The 18,268-nt window shown below is 40.5% G+C and carries 11 protein-coding genes and 1 pseudogene; 7 read left to right on the top strand and 5 right to left on the bottom strand.

The window, feature by feature from the left end:
- The first annotated feature begins 20 nt into the window (after positions 1-20).
- From ACZ0NX_RS01215 to ACZ0NX_RS01190, 6 genes and pseudogenes are all read left to right on the top strand, one after another.
- On the top strand, positions 21-755 hold the full coding sequence (locus ACZ0NX_RS01215; RefSeq protein ID WP_415688589.1) for a TPM domain-containing protein: 735 nt from the start codon (positions 21-23) through the stop codon (positions 753-755).
- 60 nt (positions 756-815) lie between these two features.
- Positions 816-1,556 carry a response regulator transcription factor gene (locus ACZ0NX_RS01210; RefSeq protein WP_060786749.1) on the top strand — a complete coding sequence of 247 codons (741 nt, stop codon included), beginning with the start codon at positions 816-818 and terminating at the stop codon, positions 1,554-1,556.
- 2 nt (positions 1,557-1,558) lie between these two features.
- Positions 1,559-3,529 (top strand): sensor histidine kinase, encoded by a 1,971-nt coding sequence (locus tag ACZ0NX_RS01205; RefSeq protein WP_415688588.1) that lies wholly within the window; start codon positions 1,559-1,561, stop codon positions 3,527-3,529.
- A 171-nt stretch (positions 3,530-3,700) separates the two neighbouring features.
- On the top strand, positions 3,701-4,090 hold the full coding sequence (locus ACZ0NX_RS01200; RefSeq protein WP_060786747.1) for a cold-shock protein: 390 nt from the start codon (positions 3,701-3,703) through the stop codon (positions 4,088-4,090).
- An 18-nt stretch (positions 4,091-4,108) separates the two neighbouring features.
- Positions 4,109-5,009: pseudogene (locus ACZ0NX_RS01195) on the top strand (DUF3027 domain-containing protein); the annotation flags it as partial.
- A gap of 183 nt (positions 5,010-5,192) precedes the next feature.
- Positions 5,193-7,784 carry an ATP-dependent Clp protease ATP-binding subunit gene (locus ACZ0NX_RS01190; RefSeq protein WP_060786746.1) on the top strand — a complete coding sequence of 864 codons (2,592 nt, stop codon included), beginning with the start codon at positions 5,193-5,195 and terminating at the stop codon, positions 7,782-7,784.
- A 77-nt stretch (positions 7,785-7,861) separates the two neighbouring features.
- Here the strand turns inward: ACZ0NX_RS01190 and ACZ0NX_RS01185 are convergent, their stop codons facing one another.
- Both ACZ0NX_RS01185 and ACZ0NX_RS01180 read right to left on the bottom strand, forming a co-directional pair.
- Positions 7,862-10,549, bottom strand: a complete 2,688-nt coding sequence (locus ACZ0NX_RS01185; RefSeq protein WP_464405043.1) for a bifunctional lysylphosphatidylglycerol flippase/synthetase MprF — start codon at positions 10,547-10,549, stop codon at positions 7,862-7,864.
- Between the two features lie 2 nt (positions 10,550-10,551).
- Complete coding sequence (locus ACZ0NX_RS01180) at positions 10,552-11,931, bottom strand: alpha/beta hydrolase (RefSeq protein ID WP_464405041.1); 1,380 nt, start codon at positions 11,929-11,931, stop codon at positions 10,552-10,554.
- 281 nt (positions 11,932-12,212) lie between these two features.
- Here ACZ0NX_RS01180 and ACZ0NX_RS01175 point away from each other — a divergent pair, with 281 nt between their 5' ends.
- On the top strand, positions 12,213-14,276 hold the full coding sequence (locus ACZ0NX_RS01175) for an LTA synthase family protein (RefSeq protein ID WP_464405039.1): 2,064 nt from the start codon (positions 12,213-12,215) through the stop codon (positions 14,274-14,276).
- On the opposite strand, the gene purD is transcribed toward ACZ0NX_RS01175, so the two are convergent.
- The 3 genes from purD to purF form a co-directional block, all read right to left on the bottom strand.
- Positions 14,273-15,550 carry a phosphoribosylamine--glycine ligase gene (gene purD / locus ACZ0NX_RS01170; RefSeq protein WP_464405037.1) on the bottom strand — a complete coding sequence of 426 codons (1,278 nt, stop codon included), beginning with the start codon at positions 15,548-15,550 and terminating at the stop codon, positions 14,273-14,275. The genes ACZ0NX_RS01175 and purD overlap by 4 nt on opposite strands.
- 74 nt (positions 15,551-15,624) lie before the next feature.
- Complete coding sequence (purM, locus tag ACZ0NX_RS01165) at positions 15,625-16,659, bottom strand: phosphoribosylformylglycinamidine cyclo-ligase (protein WP_464405035.1); 1,035 nt, start codon at positions 16,657-16,659, stop codon at positions 15,625-15,627.
- Between the two features lie 77 nt (positions 16,660-16,736).
- Positions 16,737-18,230 carry an amidophosphoribosyltransferase gene (gene purF, locus ACZ0NX_RS01160; protein WP_060786741.1) on the bottom strand — a complete coding sequence of 498 codons (1,494 nt, stop codon included), beginning with the start codon at positions 18,228-18,230 and terminating at the stop codon, positions 16,737-16,739.
- Positions 18,231-18,268: the final 38 nt, after the last annotated feature.

The following is an 18,268-nucleotide window of genomic DNA, read 5'->3' as shown; positions in this document are numbered from 1 at the left end:
AAACACGGTATTATGAATATATGCCGTCAAGCGATTTTGTCAAAGATTTTTTTACTAATGTGGTTAAAGGCTTATGCGCCTTTATAATACTTGTGTTTTTGGGTCAAATTGCTTTATTTGCCAGCCCTGTTTTTGCTCAAGAAAAGTCAAAAAATAGCGATTCGGCAAATAAAAATCCTAATAATTATGGCATTGTTACTACGGATTCAATCACAGATACAGAAAATCTTCTAGGGGACTCTGTTGCAAAAGTTTCCGACATGATTGCTAGCACAAAAAAGCAAACAGGTGTTTCTGTGCGACTTCTTTATTTAGCTAATTTTAGTGGCAGCAAAGATCCATCAAAGTGGGCTAGCGATTTATTAACAAGCACAAATCCTGCTGCAAATACTGTTCTTTTAGCAGTTGCCACTCACGATGGAAGACTTGTTGTGGCAGTTTCGCCTAATTCCGATGAATGGCTTAAAAGAAAAACAACCGTCGACTTGTTGTCGGATGCAGCCTATAGGCCATTAGTTAGTGCGCAAGGAGCCGACTGGTCTAAATCTGCGATTTCGCTTATGAAGCAGATTATTCGCGCAAAAAGAACGTCGATTACACCTTCAACAAGCATTATTGCAACTGTTGTGATGATTGTTGTAATTCTTGCATTATTTGCCATTGTTGCGCTTATTTTGTATAGAAGAAATTACGTGTTAAAGCAAGTTGCGCTAGGATTTAGAAAAGCCAAGAGAAGGCATGCTGCGCACAAATAAATCTATTTTTTTCAGGAAACACTCAGGAAACATTCAGCTTTATAAGTGATGCTAAACAGTATGGGTAAGAATGTAGAAGCATCAATTGTTGTGGTCGACGACGAACCTTCAATTCGCGAACTTTTAGTTGCATCGTTGCATTTTGCAGGATTTGACGTAGAAACCGCTGCTTCTGGGTCGGAAGCAATTGAAGTTATAGAACGTGTTCATCCAGATCTTATTGTTATGGACGTTATGCTGCCAGATATAGACGGTTTTACCGTTACAAGGCGAATTCGTCAAAACGGTGTAGCTGTTCCGGTGTTGTTCCTTACTGCAAGAGACGATACGCAAGATAAGATTATGGGCTTAACGGTTGGCGGAGACGACTACGTTACTAAGCCATTTAGCCTAGAAGAAGTAGTTGCTAGAATTCGAGCAATTCTACGCAGAACCCAGGAGGCAGAAGAAGACACTCCTGTTGTTAAAGTTGCAGATTTAGAGATTAATGAGGATTCTCACGATGTTTCTAGAGCTGGAGTTCCAATCGAACTAAGCCCTACAGAATACAAGCTTTTGCATTATTTAATGGATAACGAAGGCAGAGTTTTGTCTAAAAGCCAGATTCTTAATCACGTTTGGCAGTACGATTGGGGTGGAGACGCTGCAATTGTTGAATCCTACATTTCTTATCTTAGAAAGAAAATCGACGGCATTGAGATTAAGAACGACGATGGTTCGTTAAAGAAAGTTGTTCCGCTTATTGAGACCAAGCGTGGAATCGGTTACATGATTCGTGTTCCAAAGGCAGGGCAAGCCTGATTATGAATAGTGGCAAATCTACGGAAGTCGCTATTTATAATCCTGCTGTTGCTAGCGAGAACTCGGATTATGACGGCAAAGAAGCGAATTCTAATAAAGATCATAAAGCAAGAAAATGGATGCGCAAACATCTTGATGCAATACCGCTAAGCACTCGATTACTGGCATGTACTCTTGTTGTTTTAACTATTGCTGCATTTTGCATATCTTTATCGATTAGGCAGTTAGTTGGAAGCTACTTGCTGGATAAAACTGATGCTCAGTTGGCAGACCAGGCTCAGCTTATTTACGACAATATAGATTTGCTTAGAAGCAAAGATTCAAAAGAGCCTACGGTTGGCCCTAACGATTATTTTTTGCAAATTCGAGACACTAACAACAAGATTATTACAACTCCGTTAGTTCCACCTCTTAAGGGGAATGTTGTTTCTATGCCAACGCTTCCAGAAGATGGTGAAATTAACAACGTTGTTGTAAAAAGAAAGCCTTTTACATCTCCTGCAGTAGTTAAGGGTGATCTTAAAAGCATTGATGAGGCAACTGCAAAGGTTGCTCAGTCGCCGTGGCGTGTGCTGGTTCTTACATGGGGTCAGCGAAGCGGTTACAACTCAGAAATGCGTGTTAGGGGTTACGTTTATATAGCGCTTTCGTTGAGCGACCAAATGGACACTTTGGATACGCTTACGCGATACTGCTTAATGGTTAGTATAACTGTGATTCTCCTTGGAGCGGTTTTGGCTGCTTTGATTATTCAGTCAACGCTTGTTCCACTAAAACGAATAGAAAAAACTGCGTCTAAAATTGCTTCTGGAGATTTAAGCAGGCGAGTTCCTTCGGCTCCAGAAAATACGGAAGTTGGTTCTTTGGCAGCTTCGCTAAACTCAATGCTTTCTAGGATTGAGCAAGGCTTTAATGATCAAGAAGCAATGACAGAAAAAATGAAGCGTTTTGTTTCGGACGCTAGCCATGAGCTTAGAACGCCTTTGGCAGCAATCCACGGTTATGCCGAGTTGTATTACATGTGGAGAGGTGTTCCAGGGCAGCAAGAGAAGGCGGATGATTCTATTGCTCACATTAAAGCTTCCAGCGAAAGAATGACGGAGCTTGTTGAAGATTTGCTTTCGCTAGCGCGATTTGACGAGGGGCGAGGAATCAATGTTTCTCAAACTGTTAATGTAACGCCAATTCTTAAAGATGCTGCAAATGATTTGCGAGCGCTTGATCAAGTTAGAGTTGTTCAACAAGGAACTTTGCATTTAGCAGACGACTTAAAGCTAATGGATTGTTCTAAGCCTACAAATTGTAGTCTTGATCGAAAATTTATTTTTACTCCAGGGCAGCTGCCTAATGTTATGTTAAAGGGCGATGGGGCAAGATTACGCCAAGTTCTTACTAATATTGTTGGAAACATTCATCGTTATACTCCAACTGATTCTCCAGTAGAAATAGGAATGGGGATTTTTAAAGCTTCGATTAGTCCCGAAGCTTTGCAAAAAATGAGCTCTGTTTCTAAGTCTCTTAAGGATTTTTTGGAAGCTGCAGAAGTTAGCCAATCAACGGGCGCTGGCAATTCGTATGTTGTTATTAGAGTTGTTGACCACGGTCCTGGTGTTCCAGAAGAATCCTTGCCTCATATTTTCGAGCGTTTCTATATTGCTGATCCTTCTAGAGCCAGAGAAAAAGGCGGTACGGGTCTGGGTATGTCTATTGCGCAATCTGTTGTTAAGGCACATCATGGTTTTATTTGTGCAACAACGTCTTGTGCATATAGAACTAGTTCTAATCAAGATAATGAAGATGATTCTATTGATAACACAATGAGTGGCGTTGAATTGAAAAATGATGGCTCGGAGGATTCTAAGCCTCATGGCTTAACACTTACGGTTGTGCTTCCAAACGTTATTCTTGATGAGGATACAAGCAATACTAATAATGCTAGCAATGCAATCGATGTAGAGAAAACAGAAAAATAGACTAATCTATTCTAGATGTTCTGCATATTGTTTTTAAGATTGTTCTGGATTATTTAGATTGTTCTAGATTCATGCGCTACAATGGAAGCAGTGTGAATCTTTAGAGATTATGTGGATTGTAGTAAAATAGATAGTTCGCATAAAGTTTAGTGAATTTGAGTGAGGTGTGTTATGCCCAACGGGCGCGTTCGTTGGTATGATTCCAAAAAGGGATATGGCTTTATAGTAGATGAAGACGGCAAAGATGTGTTTTTGCCTTCTTCTGCATTGCCAGAATCAGTAAAAGAATTGCGTAAAGGTGCACGCGTTGAATTTTCTGTTGTAGAAGGTCGTAAAGGCCCGCAGGCAATGGGACTTACGCTTGTGGCTTCTGCTCCTTCTTTGGTAAAAGCTACAAGGCCAAAGGCAGAAGACATGGCTGCAATTGTAGAAGATCTTATTAAGCTTTTGGATTCTGCTGGCAACGGCTTGCGCAGACGCCATTATCCGTCTAGTGCAGAAAGTAAGAAGCTTGCTCATTTGCTGCGTGCTGTGGCAGATAATTTTGACGTACAAGATTAACAGTTAACAGGATTTTTTATGGAAGATGAAGTAATAAATCCACAGGATCTTGCTTATAAAGTTGCTGTGGAAACTTCTGAGCGCGAAAACGCTGTAGGCGATTTTGTAGGGAAAGTGGATATTGGTAGCAATGTTACCGATTTTCGTTTTGCCTGCACTATGCTTGGGTATGAAGGCTGGCAATGGTCGGTAACGCTGTATCACGACGAAGATGCTGGGCGTTGGACGGTTAACGAATCCAGTCTTGCTCCAACAGAAGATTCGTTACTTCCTCCTCCTTGGATTCCTTGGAAAGACAGGCTTAAGCCTACAGATCTTTCGGTTATGGATTCCATTGGAACTGCCGAAGATGACTCCAGGCTAGAAGAAGGCGTTAATGAGCAAAATAACGAAGATGCTCAAGAATCGCCAGCAGACACAGAGCAAAAAGATGTAGAGCATACAGACGCAGAGCATACAGAGAATACGGAAAATGGCGAATCAACAGAAGATTTTGAAGAGGCTGTTGAAACTTTCCGATTAACCAGAAAAAGGGTTATGACCGCTCAGGCTATAGCTCAAACTGCAAAAAGATGGTATGCAGGCCAGCATGGACCAAAGTCGCTTTCTACTAAGATTGCAGACGGAAAAGCATGTTCATCTTGTGGTTTTATGATTCCACTTGCAGGAAGCTTGGGAAACATGTTTGGCGTTTGCGCAAATATGTGGAGTCCAGATGATGGGCGAGTGGTGGCGCTTGATCACGGATGTGGAGAACATTCCGAAATAGAGCCCCCAGAGCCTTCTCAGCTTTGGATTCAATCGGAGCCAGCTTACGACGATTATCACATTGAAGTTGTGCCTCAATCACCTAGAGAAGAGCGTGCAGACGTTGAGCTTATAGAAGAGGCAATCGAAGATAGTAAAGAAAATCGCCAGGAGCGACTTAAGCATACACACGTTGAAAACGAGTTGGATAGCGAAAAAAGTAACGACGATGATTCGCAATCCAATGAATCCAATGAATCAAATGATTAGTGCTGGAAGATTCTAGACTGTGGCATTGTGCTAGAGTCATGGCAACTCGTTACCATGGAACGAAGGATAAAAACGGAAGGCAATTATGTTTGAACGGTTCACTGACCGCGCTCGGCGTGTTATTGTGTTAGCTCAAGAAGAAGCGCGCGCTCTTCAGCATAACTACATTGGCACGGAGCATATTCTTTTAGGCCTTATTAGAGAAGGCGAAGGAATAGCCGCAAAAGCCTTGAGTGCAAAAGGTGTAGATTTAGACGGTACGCGCAAACAAGTAAAAGAGATGATTGGCATTGGAACGGTTTCTCCTAGCGGCCACATACCTTTTACTCCGCATGCTAAGCAAGTGCTTGAGCTTAGTTTGCGTGAAGCTTTACAGCTTGGCCATAGTTATATTGGCACGGAGCATATTCTTCTAGGCCTTATTAGAGAAGGCGAAGGCGTTGGAACGCAAGTGCTTATTAAAATGGAGGTTGATTTAGGCGACCTTCGTAGCACAGCAATGGATTTGATTCGTGGCAATTCTGGCATACCTGCAGATGGTCAAGGTGCCGATCTTGCCAACGCTGGAGGAGTACAAGATAAGCGCAATCAGTCTGGTTCTGCTTTGCTAGATCAATTTGGAAGAAATCTTACAACCGAAGCGCAGCAGGGTAAGCTTGATCCTGTTATTGGGCGTTCTAAAGAGATTGAACGCGTTATGGTTGTTCTTTCTAGAAGAACAAAGAATAATCCTGTTCTTATTGGCGAGCCAGGTGTTGGAAAAACAGCCGTTGTAGAAGGTCTTTCGCAAAAGATTGTTGCTGGGGATGTGCCAGAAACACTAAAAGGCAAGCAAGTTTATTCTCTTGACCTTGGCTCAATGATTGCTGGGTCTCGTTACCGCGGTGATTTTGAAGAGCGCTTAAAGAAGGTGCTTAAAGAGATTAAGACTCGCGGAGATATTGTTCTATTTATTGACGAGATTCACACTATTGTTGGAGCAGGCTCTGCAGATGGTGCTTTAGGTGCTTCCGATATGCTTAAGCCTATGCTTGCGCGCGGTGAGTTACAAACAATTGGTGCTACAACTACAGACGAATATAGAAAGTATATTGAAAAGGATGCGGCTTTGGAACGCAGATTCCAGCCTATTCAGGTTCAAGAACCTTCTATTGCAGAAACAATTGAGATTCTAAAGGGCTTGCGTGCGCGTTACGAGAATCATCATCATGTGACTATTACAGATGGTGCTTTACAAGCTGCAGCCGAAATGTCTGCTCGATATATTCAAGATAGAAATTTGCCAGATAAGGCAATTGACTTGATTGACGAAGCTGGCGCTCGCTTGCGTATTAAGCGCTTAACAGAGCCTCCTGAGCTTAAAGAACTTGATTCTAAGATTTCTAAGCTTTCCGATAAAAAAGACGAAGCTATTAAGAATCAAGACTTTGAAAAAGCAGCTGATTTGCGCGATGAGCAAGAAAAGCTAGAGGAAGATCGCAAGACTAAAGAGCAAGCTTGGCGAGAAGGCGAATCCAATGTGAATATGGTTGTAGACGAAGATGTTATTGCATCTGTTGTTTCGAATACAACTGGTATTCCTGTTGTTAAGCTAACTCAGGCAGAATCTAAAAAGCTGCTTGGTATGGAAGCAGAGCTGCATAAGCGCATTATTGGCCAAGATGAGGCTGTTTGTGCGCTTTCTCGCTCTATTCGTCGTGCGCGAGTTGGCTTAAAAGATCCAAAGCGTCCTTCTGGATCGTTTATTTTTGCTGGACCTACTGGCGTTGGTAAAACGGAACTTGCTAAGACTTTGGCTCAGTTCTTGTTTGATGACGACGATGCTCTTATTCGTGTAGATATGTCGGAGTTTGCAGAAAAGTATGCAGCTTCCCGTCTTTTTGGTGCGCCTCCAGGCTATGTTGGCTACGAGGAAGGTGGCGAGCTTACAGAGAAGGTTCGTAGAAAGCCATTCTCTGTGGTCTTGTTTGACGAGATTGAAAAAGCTCATCCAGATATTTTCAACACATTGTTGCAAGTTTTGGACGATGGCCACTTAACAGATGGTCAGGGGCGAAAAGTTGATTTTAAGAACACGATTATTATCTTGACTACAAATCTTGGTACTCGAGATATTGCTAAGGCGGCAAATACTGGCTTTAGTCTTGGAAACAATGCGGATGCGTCTTATCAGCGCATGAAGGATCAGGTTAATTCCGAGCTTAAGCGTCAATTCCGCCCAGAGTTCTTAAATCGCTTAGACGATACTATTGTGTTCCGTCAGCTTACGGAGCCAGAAGTTCGCCAGATTGTTGACTTAGACGTTAAGCGTTTAAATGATCGACTCTTTGAGCGCCATATGGCTTTGGAACTTACAGACAAGGCTAAGAATCTTCTTGCGCAGAAGGGCTTTGATCCACTTCTTGGAGCAAGGCCGCTACGCAGAGTTATTCAGCGAGACATTGAAGATGCAATTAGCGAGAAGATTTTGCTTGGCGATTTAACAGACGGCGAATGCGTTGAGGTTGATGCTGAAGGCGAAGGATTGCTTGGAGAATTTATTTTCCGTGGCAGAAAGTTTGATTCAGCAGATAGCAGCTCTAAGCCAGTTGAATCTTTGGATGCAACTGATTCTTTAGATTCAACTGAATCGCAAGAATCCGCAGAATCGCAAGAATCCGCTGAATCTGAATCTTAGTTGTACGATTTAAAATCTTAATTAAGATTTCTTAATAAATTTAGTCTCCGTTAACATGCAAGCTATAATGCCGCAAGTTAACGGAGATTTTTTTGATTTGTGTCTTTTTTAAGCGTTTTTATCATTTCTAGAATTTGCTTTGGATTTGTTTCTGGCAAATAAGAGCTTGTAACAGCTAGAGATATTTGCGCAAGCTTTGCAGAATCACAATAGCATATATACACAGGCCTATTAGTTGGTTGGAATTTTTTCTTAAAGAAGTACAACGATTTAAAACCGTACGCTGGCTCCAAAATATCCGACATCATCTCTAGAGTATGAACAATTATTTCGTTTTGGTTATTAATAACGCTATCTTTATTTTGCAAAGAGGCAGAATTACTAGAATCTTCCGAATCGCAAATATCGGTTATTCCTGCAAGAGGAGCTGCAGAAAGGCTCATAAACTCTACAGCAGATTCTGGATTCTCAAGGCCTTCGTCTCTTAAGCGTTCTGCCATTCGCGCAATAAGAAGTTCCATAATTCCATTAGGACTATCTGTTCTATGACGCATAAAATCAAGAGTCCAACCGATTACGCGATTGTTGCTATAAGTAGGCATCCAGCTGGTTACGCCAAGAACTTTGCCATTATCGTCAATCGCGTACAAAATCTTTACTCTAGAATCATGCAATTCTTCTAATCCGCCAAGAGTAAACTTCATCTCGGGAAGAGATTTAAGTTCTGCCCACTCTTCCGAAATCTCAATAATCTGTTGCTTAACATTCCACGGAGCTTCGTTGTAGGTGCTAAGAACATCTGTTATGCCATCGCGCTTAGCTTTATTTATAGCAGTACGAATATCCTGCCATTTTTTACCTCTAGTTTGCCATTCTTTAGGGTAAACTAGCATATCGCTTCCAACTTTAATAGACATAAAACCAAGAGATTCTAGGTTTTTTCTATCTTCATCGTGCACAGCGTAGAATGCTGGAGACCAAGAATTTTGCTCACAAAGCTTAATAAATGATTTTAAATCTTGATTATATTCAGATTTGTCTCCAAAAGGACCAGTCAAAGTTAAAGCAATTCCGTACTTAAGCCTGTATGCTATTGCCGAGCGTTCTGTGTTGGAGAACCAATAGTGATTATCTGGCCAAGTAGTCATAAAGCTCATTGTGTCTCCGCCAAAATGAACTAACTGACTTGCTTTTTTGCGGTCTTCTTCGTTAATTGTAACTTTGTTTTTAAACCACATAAGGCAAACAACAAAAAGAACAATCCAAAGAAGAACTCCCACGCACTGAGCAGTAGCAGATGCAAGAGGCGTTAGAGGAGTCAGCATTGCGTTTGATCTTAAGCCAAATCCCATAGGCATCCAACGCCCTGGAAGATCTTGCAGTAAATGATGCAAGTCTGCATGAGGTTTAAACTCGTTAGGTGCAATTAATCCAAAGCAAATGTAGCCTATTCCAGTAGATAATATGGCCAAAACTATTGCTGTTAAGCCAATTCTTCGCTCAAACTTGTCGCTATGATTTTGGAAGTGCTTTATGTTTATAAACAATAGTATTGCAATTAATAGCGGAGGCAGAGCGGTAAGCATAAAGGCTATAGATGTGGCATTATTCTTGTGAGAAATCATAGCTTGCTTAGCTGCAATCAACGGCAAAATTGCAAAGTACATGGTTGCATACACAGCCGTAAGCCCGTTAATTGTTATAGCAGCATAAGCTGCAAGTCGCCTTCCGCGTAAAAGACCCCAAGATATAATCATTAGAGTAACAATAGGCAAAAGAATGCGAATCCAAAGACCGCCAATTGTTGCGTGTTGCAAGCCAGAATGAAGCAAACAGCTGCTGGAGCTATAGTTCGATATACATCTTGCAAGCCAAGGTTTTGTACCCATTTGTGGAGACATAAACAAGCCTAGTGTTGTTAGTATTCCAGCGTGAGATCTTGAAGACAATGCAAGAACAGGGCCTAACGCCATAATAAGCTGCGTTATTGAAAAAAGACGCCTAATTTCGTAGTCTGTTCCATGCCACCAGCTTGCGCTTTTAGTGGTATTAGTTTTGTTGTTTTTGTTCATTACATTGCCAATAATATGGCCGCAAATCGCCGCAAAAATCGTGCAATAATCTCCAGGATTTCCACTATAAAGAAGCATTGCCGAGGTTATTGAATATCCCAAAACAAGCATTCGTCTACGCCACAATATTGATTCGCATGTTGCTGCAGACATAAATGCGCCAACAAAAAGCGTAAAAGGCGAAAGCCTAATTGGTATTCTAGTAATCCAATGCATATTGCGAATAATCGCAGAAAGATTGCCAATTAGTGTTATCCCTAGCAAAGTTCCAATAAGCGTGCTAGATACAGAAACAAAAAGCAAGCGTATTTTTCCAATTCTTGTTTCTGCTAATCCAATTAAAACCAAAGAAAGAATGGCGTTAACGGCTAGAGAGGGAAAACTGTTTACAAAGAAAAGCGAATGGAACAGTTTAAGCAAAAGTTGAGGAATGTTTCTATGCCCAAAAAGGAATGTGGAGCCAATTTTTGGCTTATGGTACGAGAAAAACTGTGCAAGTGTAGCGTTTGTGCCGTAAGTGTAAATGTGCATTACGGTACGGAAAATCCAATGTAAAAGGTTTATAAGCAAAAAAACAAGCGTGATTTTTACTGCAAGAACTCTCTGAGACAGCCAGATTCTAACATCATTACTTAGTATAGATAAATGATGTCTTGCTGTTGACTTGTGATTTTTTGATAAAAAGTTTGGCATGTTTATCGCCTCACCTTCTGATTAACAACCACTTGAATATTGCTATAAGAGCTTAAATCTGGATTATGCTTTGCTATTCCAGCGTCTTTGCAAAGATGATCAATTGCAACCTTTAATCCGCTTTGAACCGTATGCCAATCGTGGCCAGAGCCTTTAGAAATCATTGTTATAACGCTTATTCCAGCCTTATGCGCTGCCATTGCAATAGTAGACTGATTTACTTGAGACTTAGGATCCCAAGCTCCAGCTACTGAATAATAGTTTTGATTTAATGGAGCATTTTTTCTCATTATGTTTGACGGAATATGCTTTTCGTATTCCTTGCGATTGCCGTTAAAATAACGGTTTATTGTTTCTTTTCGATTCTTGTACGTTGGTTCTAGCTCTCCGCCAGCAGAATACATGTTTCCAAACAACTTTGGATATGCTGGAACTATTTGAGTTGCGCAAGTTCCTCCCTGAGAAAATCCTCCCATAAGCCAAAGTGCTGGATTTGTGCTTGCTGGAAGATTTTTACGAATCCAGTTAACAACATCTTTAGTTAAATAAGTTTGAGCGTTTCCATAAATCTTTGTGTCTGCGCAAAGTGAATTGTGCGTTGAAGTGCCATTTTGGTCTGGGGAAACAACAATCGGAGCTAAACCATTGTGTTTTTTAGCGTAAGCGTCTAAAGTATTCACTATTTCGCTTGCAGCAAATAGTCTATTAGGGCTTCCTGGCTGTCCGGAAAGAAGAACCATTACAGGAAGTTTTGGAGCAAATTTTGTTAGCGCAGCTGGAGGCAGATATACGTTTGCGATTCGTGCGCGGAAATCGGATTGAGTTGCAGGAATTCTAACTGAACGGCTAATACCCTTAGCTGGCATTTTAGGCAGTTTGTTTTGTTCTGCTAGCAAATTCCAATTTTTGATTTCCATAACGGCATTATGCTTATTGTGCTCTTCTAGCTTTGGGTAGTTTCCTAATCCAAAAACAGACCCGATTGTTGTGTATTCTCCGTAAATCATGTTTACGCGAATCATTGTTGCCAGAACAAACAAGATGATTGAAAAAATAGCAAAGGCTCTTCTAAATCCTTTAGATATTATTGCTGCGCTTAGTGCAAAACCTACGGCTGCAAATCCTGCTGCAATAGAGGAGATAACAAGCCATCCCAGACTTACGCCAAACACAAGAAAAACGTCGGATATAAGCCAAGTTATGAATCCAAAAATAATGGCGAATAAAAATGCCGAGCCTAGTTGAGTTAAGAGTTTTGAAAAATACTTTGACCCTTTAGGTTTTGTAATTAAAAGAACAGCTAGGCATAACCCAGATATTGCGAATACGCTTACAGGTAAAATGCCGTGCATTAAGTTAATTGTGGCAACAAATTGCTTCATTCTTACTGTTCCTTAAAACCTCGCTAGATTGGAGCCAACAAACACAACCATTGCAAATATAGTATATAATCCTTAAAATTTTCTATATTTTGTCATCTATTATAATGATATAGACTGTAGAACTTATTACAATACACCAAAAGTATGAATATTTATAATACTGCGATTGCTGGTATGACGATAGTGATACTTAAGATGTATGTGTAAAGCAGATGCGTACGTAATATGTATACGTAATATGTATTAAGACTTAAACATGTATTAAACATTAGGCATTAAACATGGGCATGAATCAGAAGGGTGAAAAATTGCCATTAAGCAATTCTCTTACAATTTTTAGGCGATTTGAGCATTTTAAGCTTACGATTGCTCGCTGGGCGTACTCTGTTATGTTTGTTGTTTTATGCGCAATAACAGTTATGATTGTGCAGCTTTCTGTTCAGCGTTCTGGGCGAGTGGAAATGACTTCCTCGCTTTCGGCTAGCGCATGGAACATAATTTCAAAAATGTGGCTTAAGCTTAATTTTGTTTTTGTGCTTAATCTTCTTATTGTTGCGTTGATTTATGGGATTTTGTTAATAATCATAAATCGTTTTTGGATTGCGTCTGCAATTTTGGTTAGTGCGTCAATAATTGTTTCTGTTATTGAATATATGAAGGTAAACGTTCGATACGAAACGATTCTTCCAGCCGACTTAAACTTTTTAAAAAGCAACACTGGAAACATTGCATCTTTTCTTCCAGACAATGCTAACGCCGTTATTTTTAGCTCTATTGTTGCCGTTATAATAACTTGGATTGTTGCTGTTTTAATGCATGTTTTGGATGCAAATCATGGGAAAATTGTTATTATTGCAGATTTAAGAACTGCGATTTTGGTTCGTATTGCAACTGTAATCGCACTATCAGCGGTTTTTGGATGGTACGTTTGCACAGTTGGAACTGTTGATTCTAATGCAAATAATTTCTCTAAGTTTATGGGAGATTCCCCGTCTATGTGGGATTCCGTTTACGACGCTCAAAGAAACGGTACTTTAGTGGCCTTTTTAAGGCAAGTGAATCCAAAGGTTATGGATAAGCCTTCGGATTATAGCGAGCAAACTATGAAGGCTTTGCTAGAAAAATACAATAATGAGGCTAAAAAAATAAATGCTTCTAGAAAGTCAAAAATCTCCGATAACACTGTTGTTTATGTTCTTTCGGAATCATTCTCTAATCCAATGAGGGTTCCTGGATTGCAATTAAATAAAAATCCAATGCCATTTATAAGTGCTTTAAAAAAGCATACAGATAGTGGATTAATGCTTTCATCTGGCTACGGCGGCGGAACAGCAAACCTTGAATACATGTCTCTTACCGGATTGAGCATGGTTAACTTTAACTCATCTCTTACAAGCCCGTATCAGCAGCTTGTTCCAAATTCTTCTTGGACTCCTACAATTAATCAATATTGGGGAAGCGAAAGTAATTCAATAGCATTCCATCCATACGAGCCGAGTATGTACTTGCGTTCAACAAACTATAAGAAGTTTGGTTTTAGCAAGTTCTACTCTCTAGAAGCTCCAAATGTTATTGCACATAAAAATATGCTTGATAAGTCGCCTTATGTTTGTGACGAGTCTGCGTATAAAAGTGCGTTCGAAAAAATCGCCTCAAGCAAGAATAACCAGTTTGTGCAAATAGTCACAATGCAAAATCATATGCCATTTAGAAACTGGTATAAAAACAATGATTTTAAGGCTAGTACAAAGCACGGTTCGCCAAAGCTTGGAAGGTCGGAGATATCTTCGATTGAAACATATGCTAAGGGTGTAAAGTACACAGACCAAGCAACTCAATCATTCTTAAATGACTTGGATTCTATAGATAAGCCAGTGACTGTTGTATTCTATGGCGATCATCTTCCTGGAATATATAGCACAGCAAGCGATGATGAAAATAATTCTCTTGATTTGCATCTAACTGATTACTTTATTTGGTCAAATAAAAAAGCTAAAGAAAATAATAAAGCTCCAAACAAAATCAGGGACTATTATTCTTCTCCAAACTTCTTTATATCGCAAGTGGCGTCTCACACAAATTCTAAAGTTTCGCCATATCTTGCATTCCTTACAAGATTGCACGAAAAGATTAGTGCAATGGAGCCGCCTGTAGTAAATAAGATTCAGGGGTGGGATAGAATTCCGCAAGGCCAGCCAATTTACTTGAATCCAAGCGGAAAGCCAATGATTGCTAGTAAAATGAGCAAAAAAACTAAGCAATTATTGCATGACTACCGCTTGATTCAATACGATATTACAGCAGGAAAGCATTATCTTAAAAACACAAACTTTCTTGACTTCTAGCTTTGCAACGCTTTAAGCGCTTTGGATGCAATGTCGTGCCTATAGAACATGTTAGAAAAATCAATATTGTCTAATATGCTGTAGGCTTTTGATTGCGCATCTTTAACGTCTTTGCCGTTTACTTGCAAAAGTGCCACTCTTCCAGAAGATGTTACAAGATTATTGTTTTCGTCTAATTTAACGCCAGAGTAGTAAACATGCTGGTCGCTACTATTAAGGCTAATTTGGGGTAGAGGTGTGCCTGTAACAAGCTTTCCAGGGTAACCTTTGCTTGCTAGAACAACGCCAAGAGTTACGCCATTTTTAACCCAAGTAAACGTTGGTTTTTTGCCAGTTAGAATGTTAAAAATGGCTTCGCCAAAGTCGCTAGTGAGCCTTGGAAGAACAACCTCGGTTTCTGGGTCTCCAAAGCGAGCGTTAAATTCTATAACTTTTGCACCTTGCGCTGTGTTAATCAATCCTGCGTACAAAACTCCTGTAAAAGGCATGCCTTCGCTTGAAAGAGCTTCAACAGTTGGACGCACAATTTGGCTAATCGCCTGTTTTACAACATCTTCGCTAATTTGTGGAACTGGGCTATAGGCTCCCATCCCGCCCGTATTTGGGCCAGTGTCGCCGTCGTGAGCGCGCTTGTGGTCTTGAGAAATTGGCATAACCCAAAAATCTGTTCCGTTAACAAAACTCATTAATGAGAACTCTTCGCCGTCTAAGAATTCTTCTATAACAACTTTTGCTCCAGCTTTTCCAAAACGGTTGTCTACAAAAATCTCATTTAATGCATTTAATGCTTGGTCAACGCTAGTTGCAACTGTTACGCCTTTTCCAGCAGCCAAACCGTCTGCTTTAATAACAATTGGAGCACCATGCTTTTTAACATATTCTTCCGCTGGGTTTAGCTCGCTGAATGTGCGGTAGCTGGCTGTTGGAATGTTGTGCCTTTGCATAAGCTGCTTTGCAAAATCCTTGGAGCCTTCAATTTGAGCTGCCGCCTTGTTTGGTCCAAATGCAAGCAGGCCATGTGATTTAAAATCGTCAACAATTCCTTCGATTAATGGAACTTCTGGTCCAATGAATGCAAAGTCGTAGTTGTTGTTCTTAACAAATTCGATTAAAGCGTTATGGTCTGATTCGCTAATGGCTTCAACTTTGATTCCGCTTTTAATCATGCCAGGGTTTCCAGGAGCAACCGTAACTTCGCTAACACTTTTACTATTTAAAAACGCAGTCGCGATTGCGTGTTCTCGGGCGCCTGAGCCAACAACTAAGACTTTCATAATTGTTCCTTTTGTATTGTTAACACGTTTTGTTCACTTGGTTTACTTGTTCTACTTGTTTACGCGCTTTGCGTTTATGCCAGTTCTACAGCACTATTGTTTCTGTTTATTATCTTGCCAATAATATACGCTTGTTCGTTATTGTTTTTAAGGATTTGCATGGCTTCATCGGCTTTATCTTTCTCTATTGCCAGCACCATTCCAATGCCCATGTTAAAAACATTGAACATTTCTGCGTGGTCTACTTTGCCTGATTTTTCAATAAGATTGAAGATTGGCGGTACTTGCCAGCTGTTTGTGTTTATTTGTGCTGCAAGATTTTCTGCAAACATTCTTGGAACGTTTTCTATAAATCCGCCGCCTGTAATGTGAGCCACGCCTTTAATAAGATGATTGGCAAAAAGAGGCTTTAGAGCTTTAACATAGATTTTTGTAGGCTCTAAAAGAACTTCTCCAACAGATTTGCCGCTCAATTCTTCTGGCTTGCTGTTTACGTTTAAGCCGCCTTCGCTAAATAAAGCTTTTCGAACAAGTGAGAATCCGTTGGAATGAACTCCAGATGATGCAAGACCTATAAGAACGTCTCCAGGTGTGATTTTAGAGCCGTCAACAATGTTTTCTCTTTCTGCAACGCCTACAGCAAATCCTGCAAGATCGTATTCGTCTTCTTTATACATTCCTGGCATTTCTGCGGTCTCTCCGCCAATTAAGCCAGATTCTGCTTGAATACATCCGTCTGCAACGCCTGAAACAACTTGTTCTAAAACTATAGGATTGTTTTTTCCGCAAGCAATATAATCAAGGAAGAACAGGGGCTGTGCACCTTGAGCAGCGATGTCGTTTACGCACATAGCAACGCAATCAATGCCTATTGTATTGTGCTTTTTCATCATTTGCGCAATCATCAGTTTTGTTCCAACACCGTCTGTTCCAGAAACAAGAACAGGATCTTTGTATCCAAGGCTTGCTAAGTCAAATAGGCCGCCAAAACCGCCAATTCCTCCCATAACGCCTGGTCTTTTTGTGCGATTTACGTGGGATTTTATTCTTCGCACAACCTCGTAGCCCGCTTCTACGCTAACGCCAGCTTGTTCATATGCGTTTGGCATTTAAAAGTCCTTTCGTGTTTGTTTTAAGTGTTTAATCGCAGTTTTAAATGCAGTTTTTAGTTGTTTTAGTTATAGATTTAATCGCAGTTTGAATCGCAAAAATTGTATTTACTATTCTTTTTAATGTTTTCTAAAACTTCCTTATCTTCTTTAGAAAGCGAAGCGAGGAATTCATCTCGGTAGTCATCTAAAGCAGTAGGGTAGTCGCCATTAAAATACGCAACACATAATCCTCCATACGGAGCTGGTTTGTTTAATCCAATGGACTCAACAAGACCATCTAAAGACAAGAAAGCTAAAGAGTCGGCGCCAATATATTCGCGAATTTGTTCAACGGAATGTTTAGCTGCAATAAGCTCTTTAGTGGTTTGAATATCAATTCCGTAGAAGCACGGGTATTTAAGAGGCGGGGAAGAGATTCTCATATGAACTTCTTTTGCTCCTGCTTCTCTAAGAAGACGAACAATTCTTTTAGACGTGGTTCCGCGAACTATTGAATCGTCAATAACAATTACGCGTTTTCCTTTAACAACACCTCGAACAGCCGAAAGCTTCATGCGAACGCCTTGTTCTCTTAGTTCTTGAGTTGGTTGAATAAAAGTGCGTGCAACATACTGATTTTTAATCAAACCCATCTCGTTAGGAATTCCGCTTGTTTCGGCGTATCCTCCAGCCGCAGAAAGCGAAGAATTAGGAACTCCAATAACCATGTCTGCATCTACAGGAGACTCTTTAGCTAAACGTGCTCCCATTCGTTTTCGTGCAGAATGAACGTTTATGCCGTATATGTTGGAATCTGGGCGAGCAAAATATATAAATTCCATTGAGCAAACAGCGTGCTGAATGTTTTTTGCATAACGCTCAATCTTGTAGCCTTCGTTATTAATAACAATTATTTCGCCCGGCTCAATATCTCGAATAAACTCTGCGCTAACAATATCTAAAGCGCAAGTTTCGGATGCAAGAACATAAGCTCCGTTACTCATTCTTCCCAAAGAAAGCGGCCTAAAACCGTTTGGATCCGTTGCTCCAATAAGCGAGTTCTCCGTAAGAAGCAGGTATGCAAATCCGCCGTGAACCGTGCGCAAAGCTTCTTTAAGCTTATCCATAAACGAAGTTTTTGTGGACCTTCTAATAAGATGCATAAGAACTTCGGTGTCGGAATTGGAGTGGAAAATAGCTCCGCAATCTTCTAGCTTATTTCTAAGAGTTGTGCAATTAGTAAGATTGCCGTTATGGCCTAAAGCAACGTCTCCATCGTGGAAAGAAAACAGAAAAGGTTGAATGTTTTCAACGCTTCCAGACCCCGCAGTCGCGTAGCGAACATGGCCAATGGCACTGTTTCCGGTTAGCTGCTTCATAATGTCTTCGTTTGCAAAAACTTGCGTTAAAAGACCTAAGTTTCTGTATCCCTTAAGATGGCCATTATTGTTGGCTACTATTCCAGCACCTTCTTGGCCGCGGTGTTGCAATGCGTGTAAGCCAAAGTAGGTAAGTCTTGCAGCATCGGAATGACCCCACACTCCAAAAACACCGCATTCTTCGTGAACACCTTCAAGCTCAGCAGACATTTGCGCCCCCTATTGTTTTAAAATTGCTGCAAATAGTT

The sequence above is a fragment of the Gardnerella rara genome, from assembly GCF_055452355.1.
Note: the sequence above shows the minus strand (reverse complement) of the source record. Positions and strands in the feature narration are given on the sequence as shown.

Coding starts and splice junctions, on each gene's coding strand:
- ACZ0NX_RS01200 (WP_060786747.1), top strand. CDS start 3,701: ATGCCCAACGGGCGCGTTCGTTGGTATGATTCCAAAAAGGGATATGGC.
- purF (WP_060786741.1), bottom strand. CDS start 18,230: ATGTCTGCTGAGCTTGAAGGTGTTCACGAAGAATGCGGTGTTTTTGGA.
- ACZ0NX_RS01210 (WP_060786749.1), top strand. CDS start 816: ATGGGTAAGAATGTAGAAGCATCAATTGTTGTGGTCGACGACGAACCT.
- ACZ0NX_RS01185 (WP_464405043.1), bottom strand. CDS start 10,549: ATGCCAAACTTTTTATCAAAAAATCACAAGTCAACAGCAAGACATCAT.
- ACZ0NX_RS01180 (WP_464405041.1), bottom strand. CDS start 11,931: ATGAAGCAATTTGTTGCCACAATTAACTTAATGCACGGCATTTTACCT.
- purD (WP_464405037.1), bottom strand. CDS start 15,550: ATGAAAGTCTTAGTTGTTGGCTCAGGCGCCCGAGAACACGCAATCGCG.
- ACZ0NX_RS01205 (WP_415688588.1), top strand. CDS start 1,559: ATGAATAGTGGCAAATCTACGGAAGTCGCTATTTATAATCCTGCTGTT.
- ACZ0NX_RS01190 (WP_060786746.1), top strand. CDS start 5,193: ATGTTTGAACGGTTCACTGACCGCGCTCGGCGTGTTATTGTGTTAGCT.
- ACZ0NX_RS01175 (WP_464405039.1), top strand. CDS start 12,213: ATGGGCATGAATCAGAAGGGTGAAAAATTGCCATTAAGCAATTCTCTT.
- purM (WP_464405035.1), bottom strand. CDS start 16,659: ATGCCAAACGCATATGAACAAGCTGGCGTTAGCGTAGAAGCGGGCTAC.
- ACZ0NX_RS01215 (WP_415688589.1), top strand. CDS start 21: ATGCCGTCAAGCGATTTTGTCAAAGATTTTTTTACTAATGTGGTTAAA.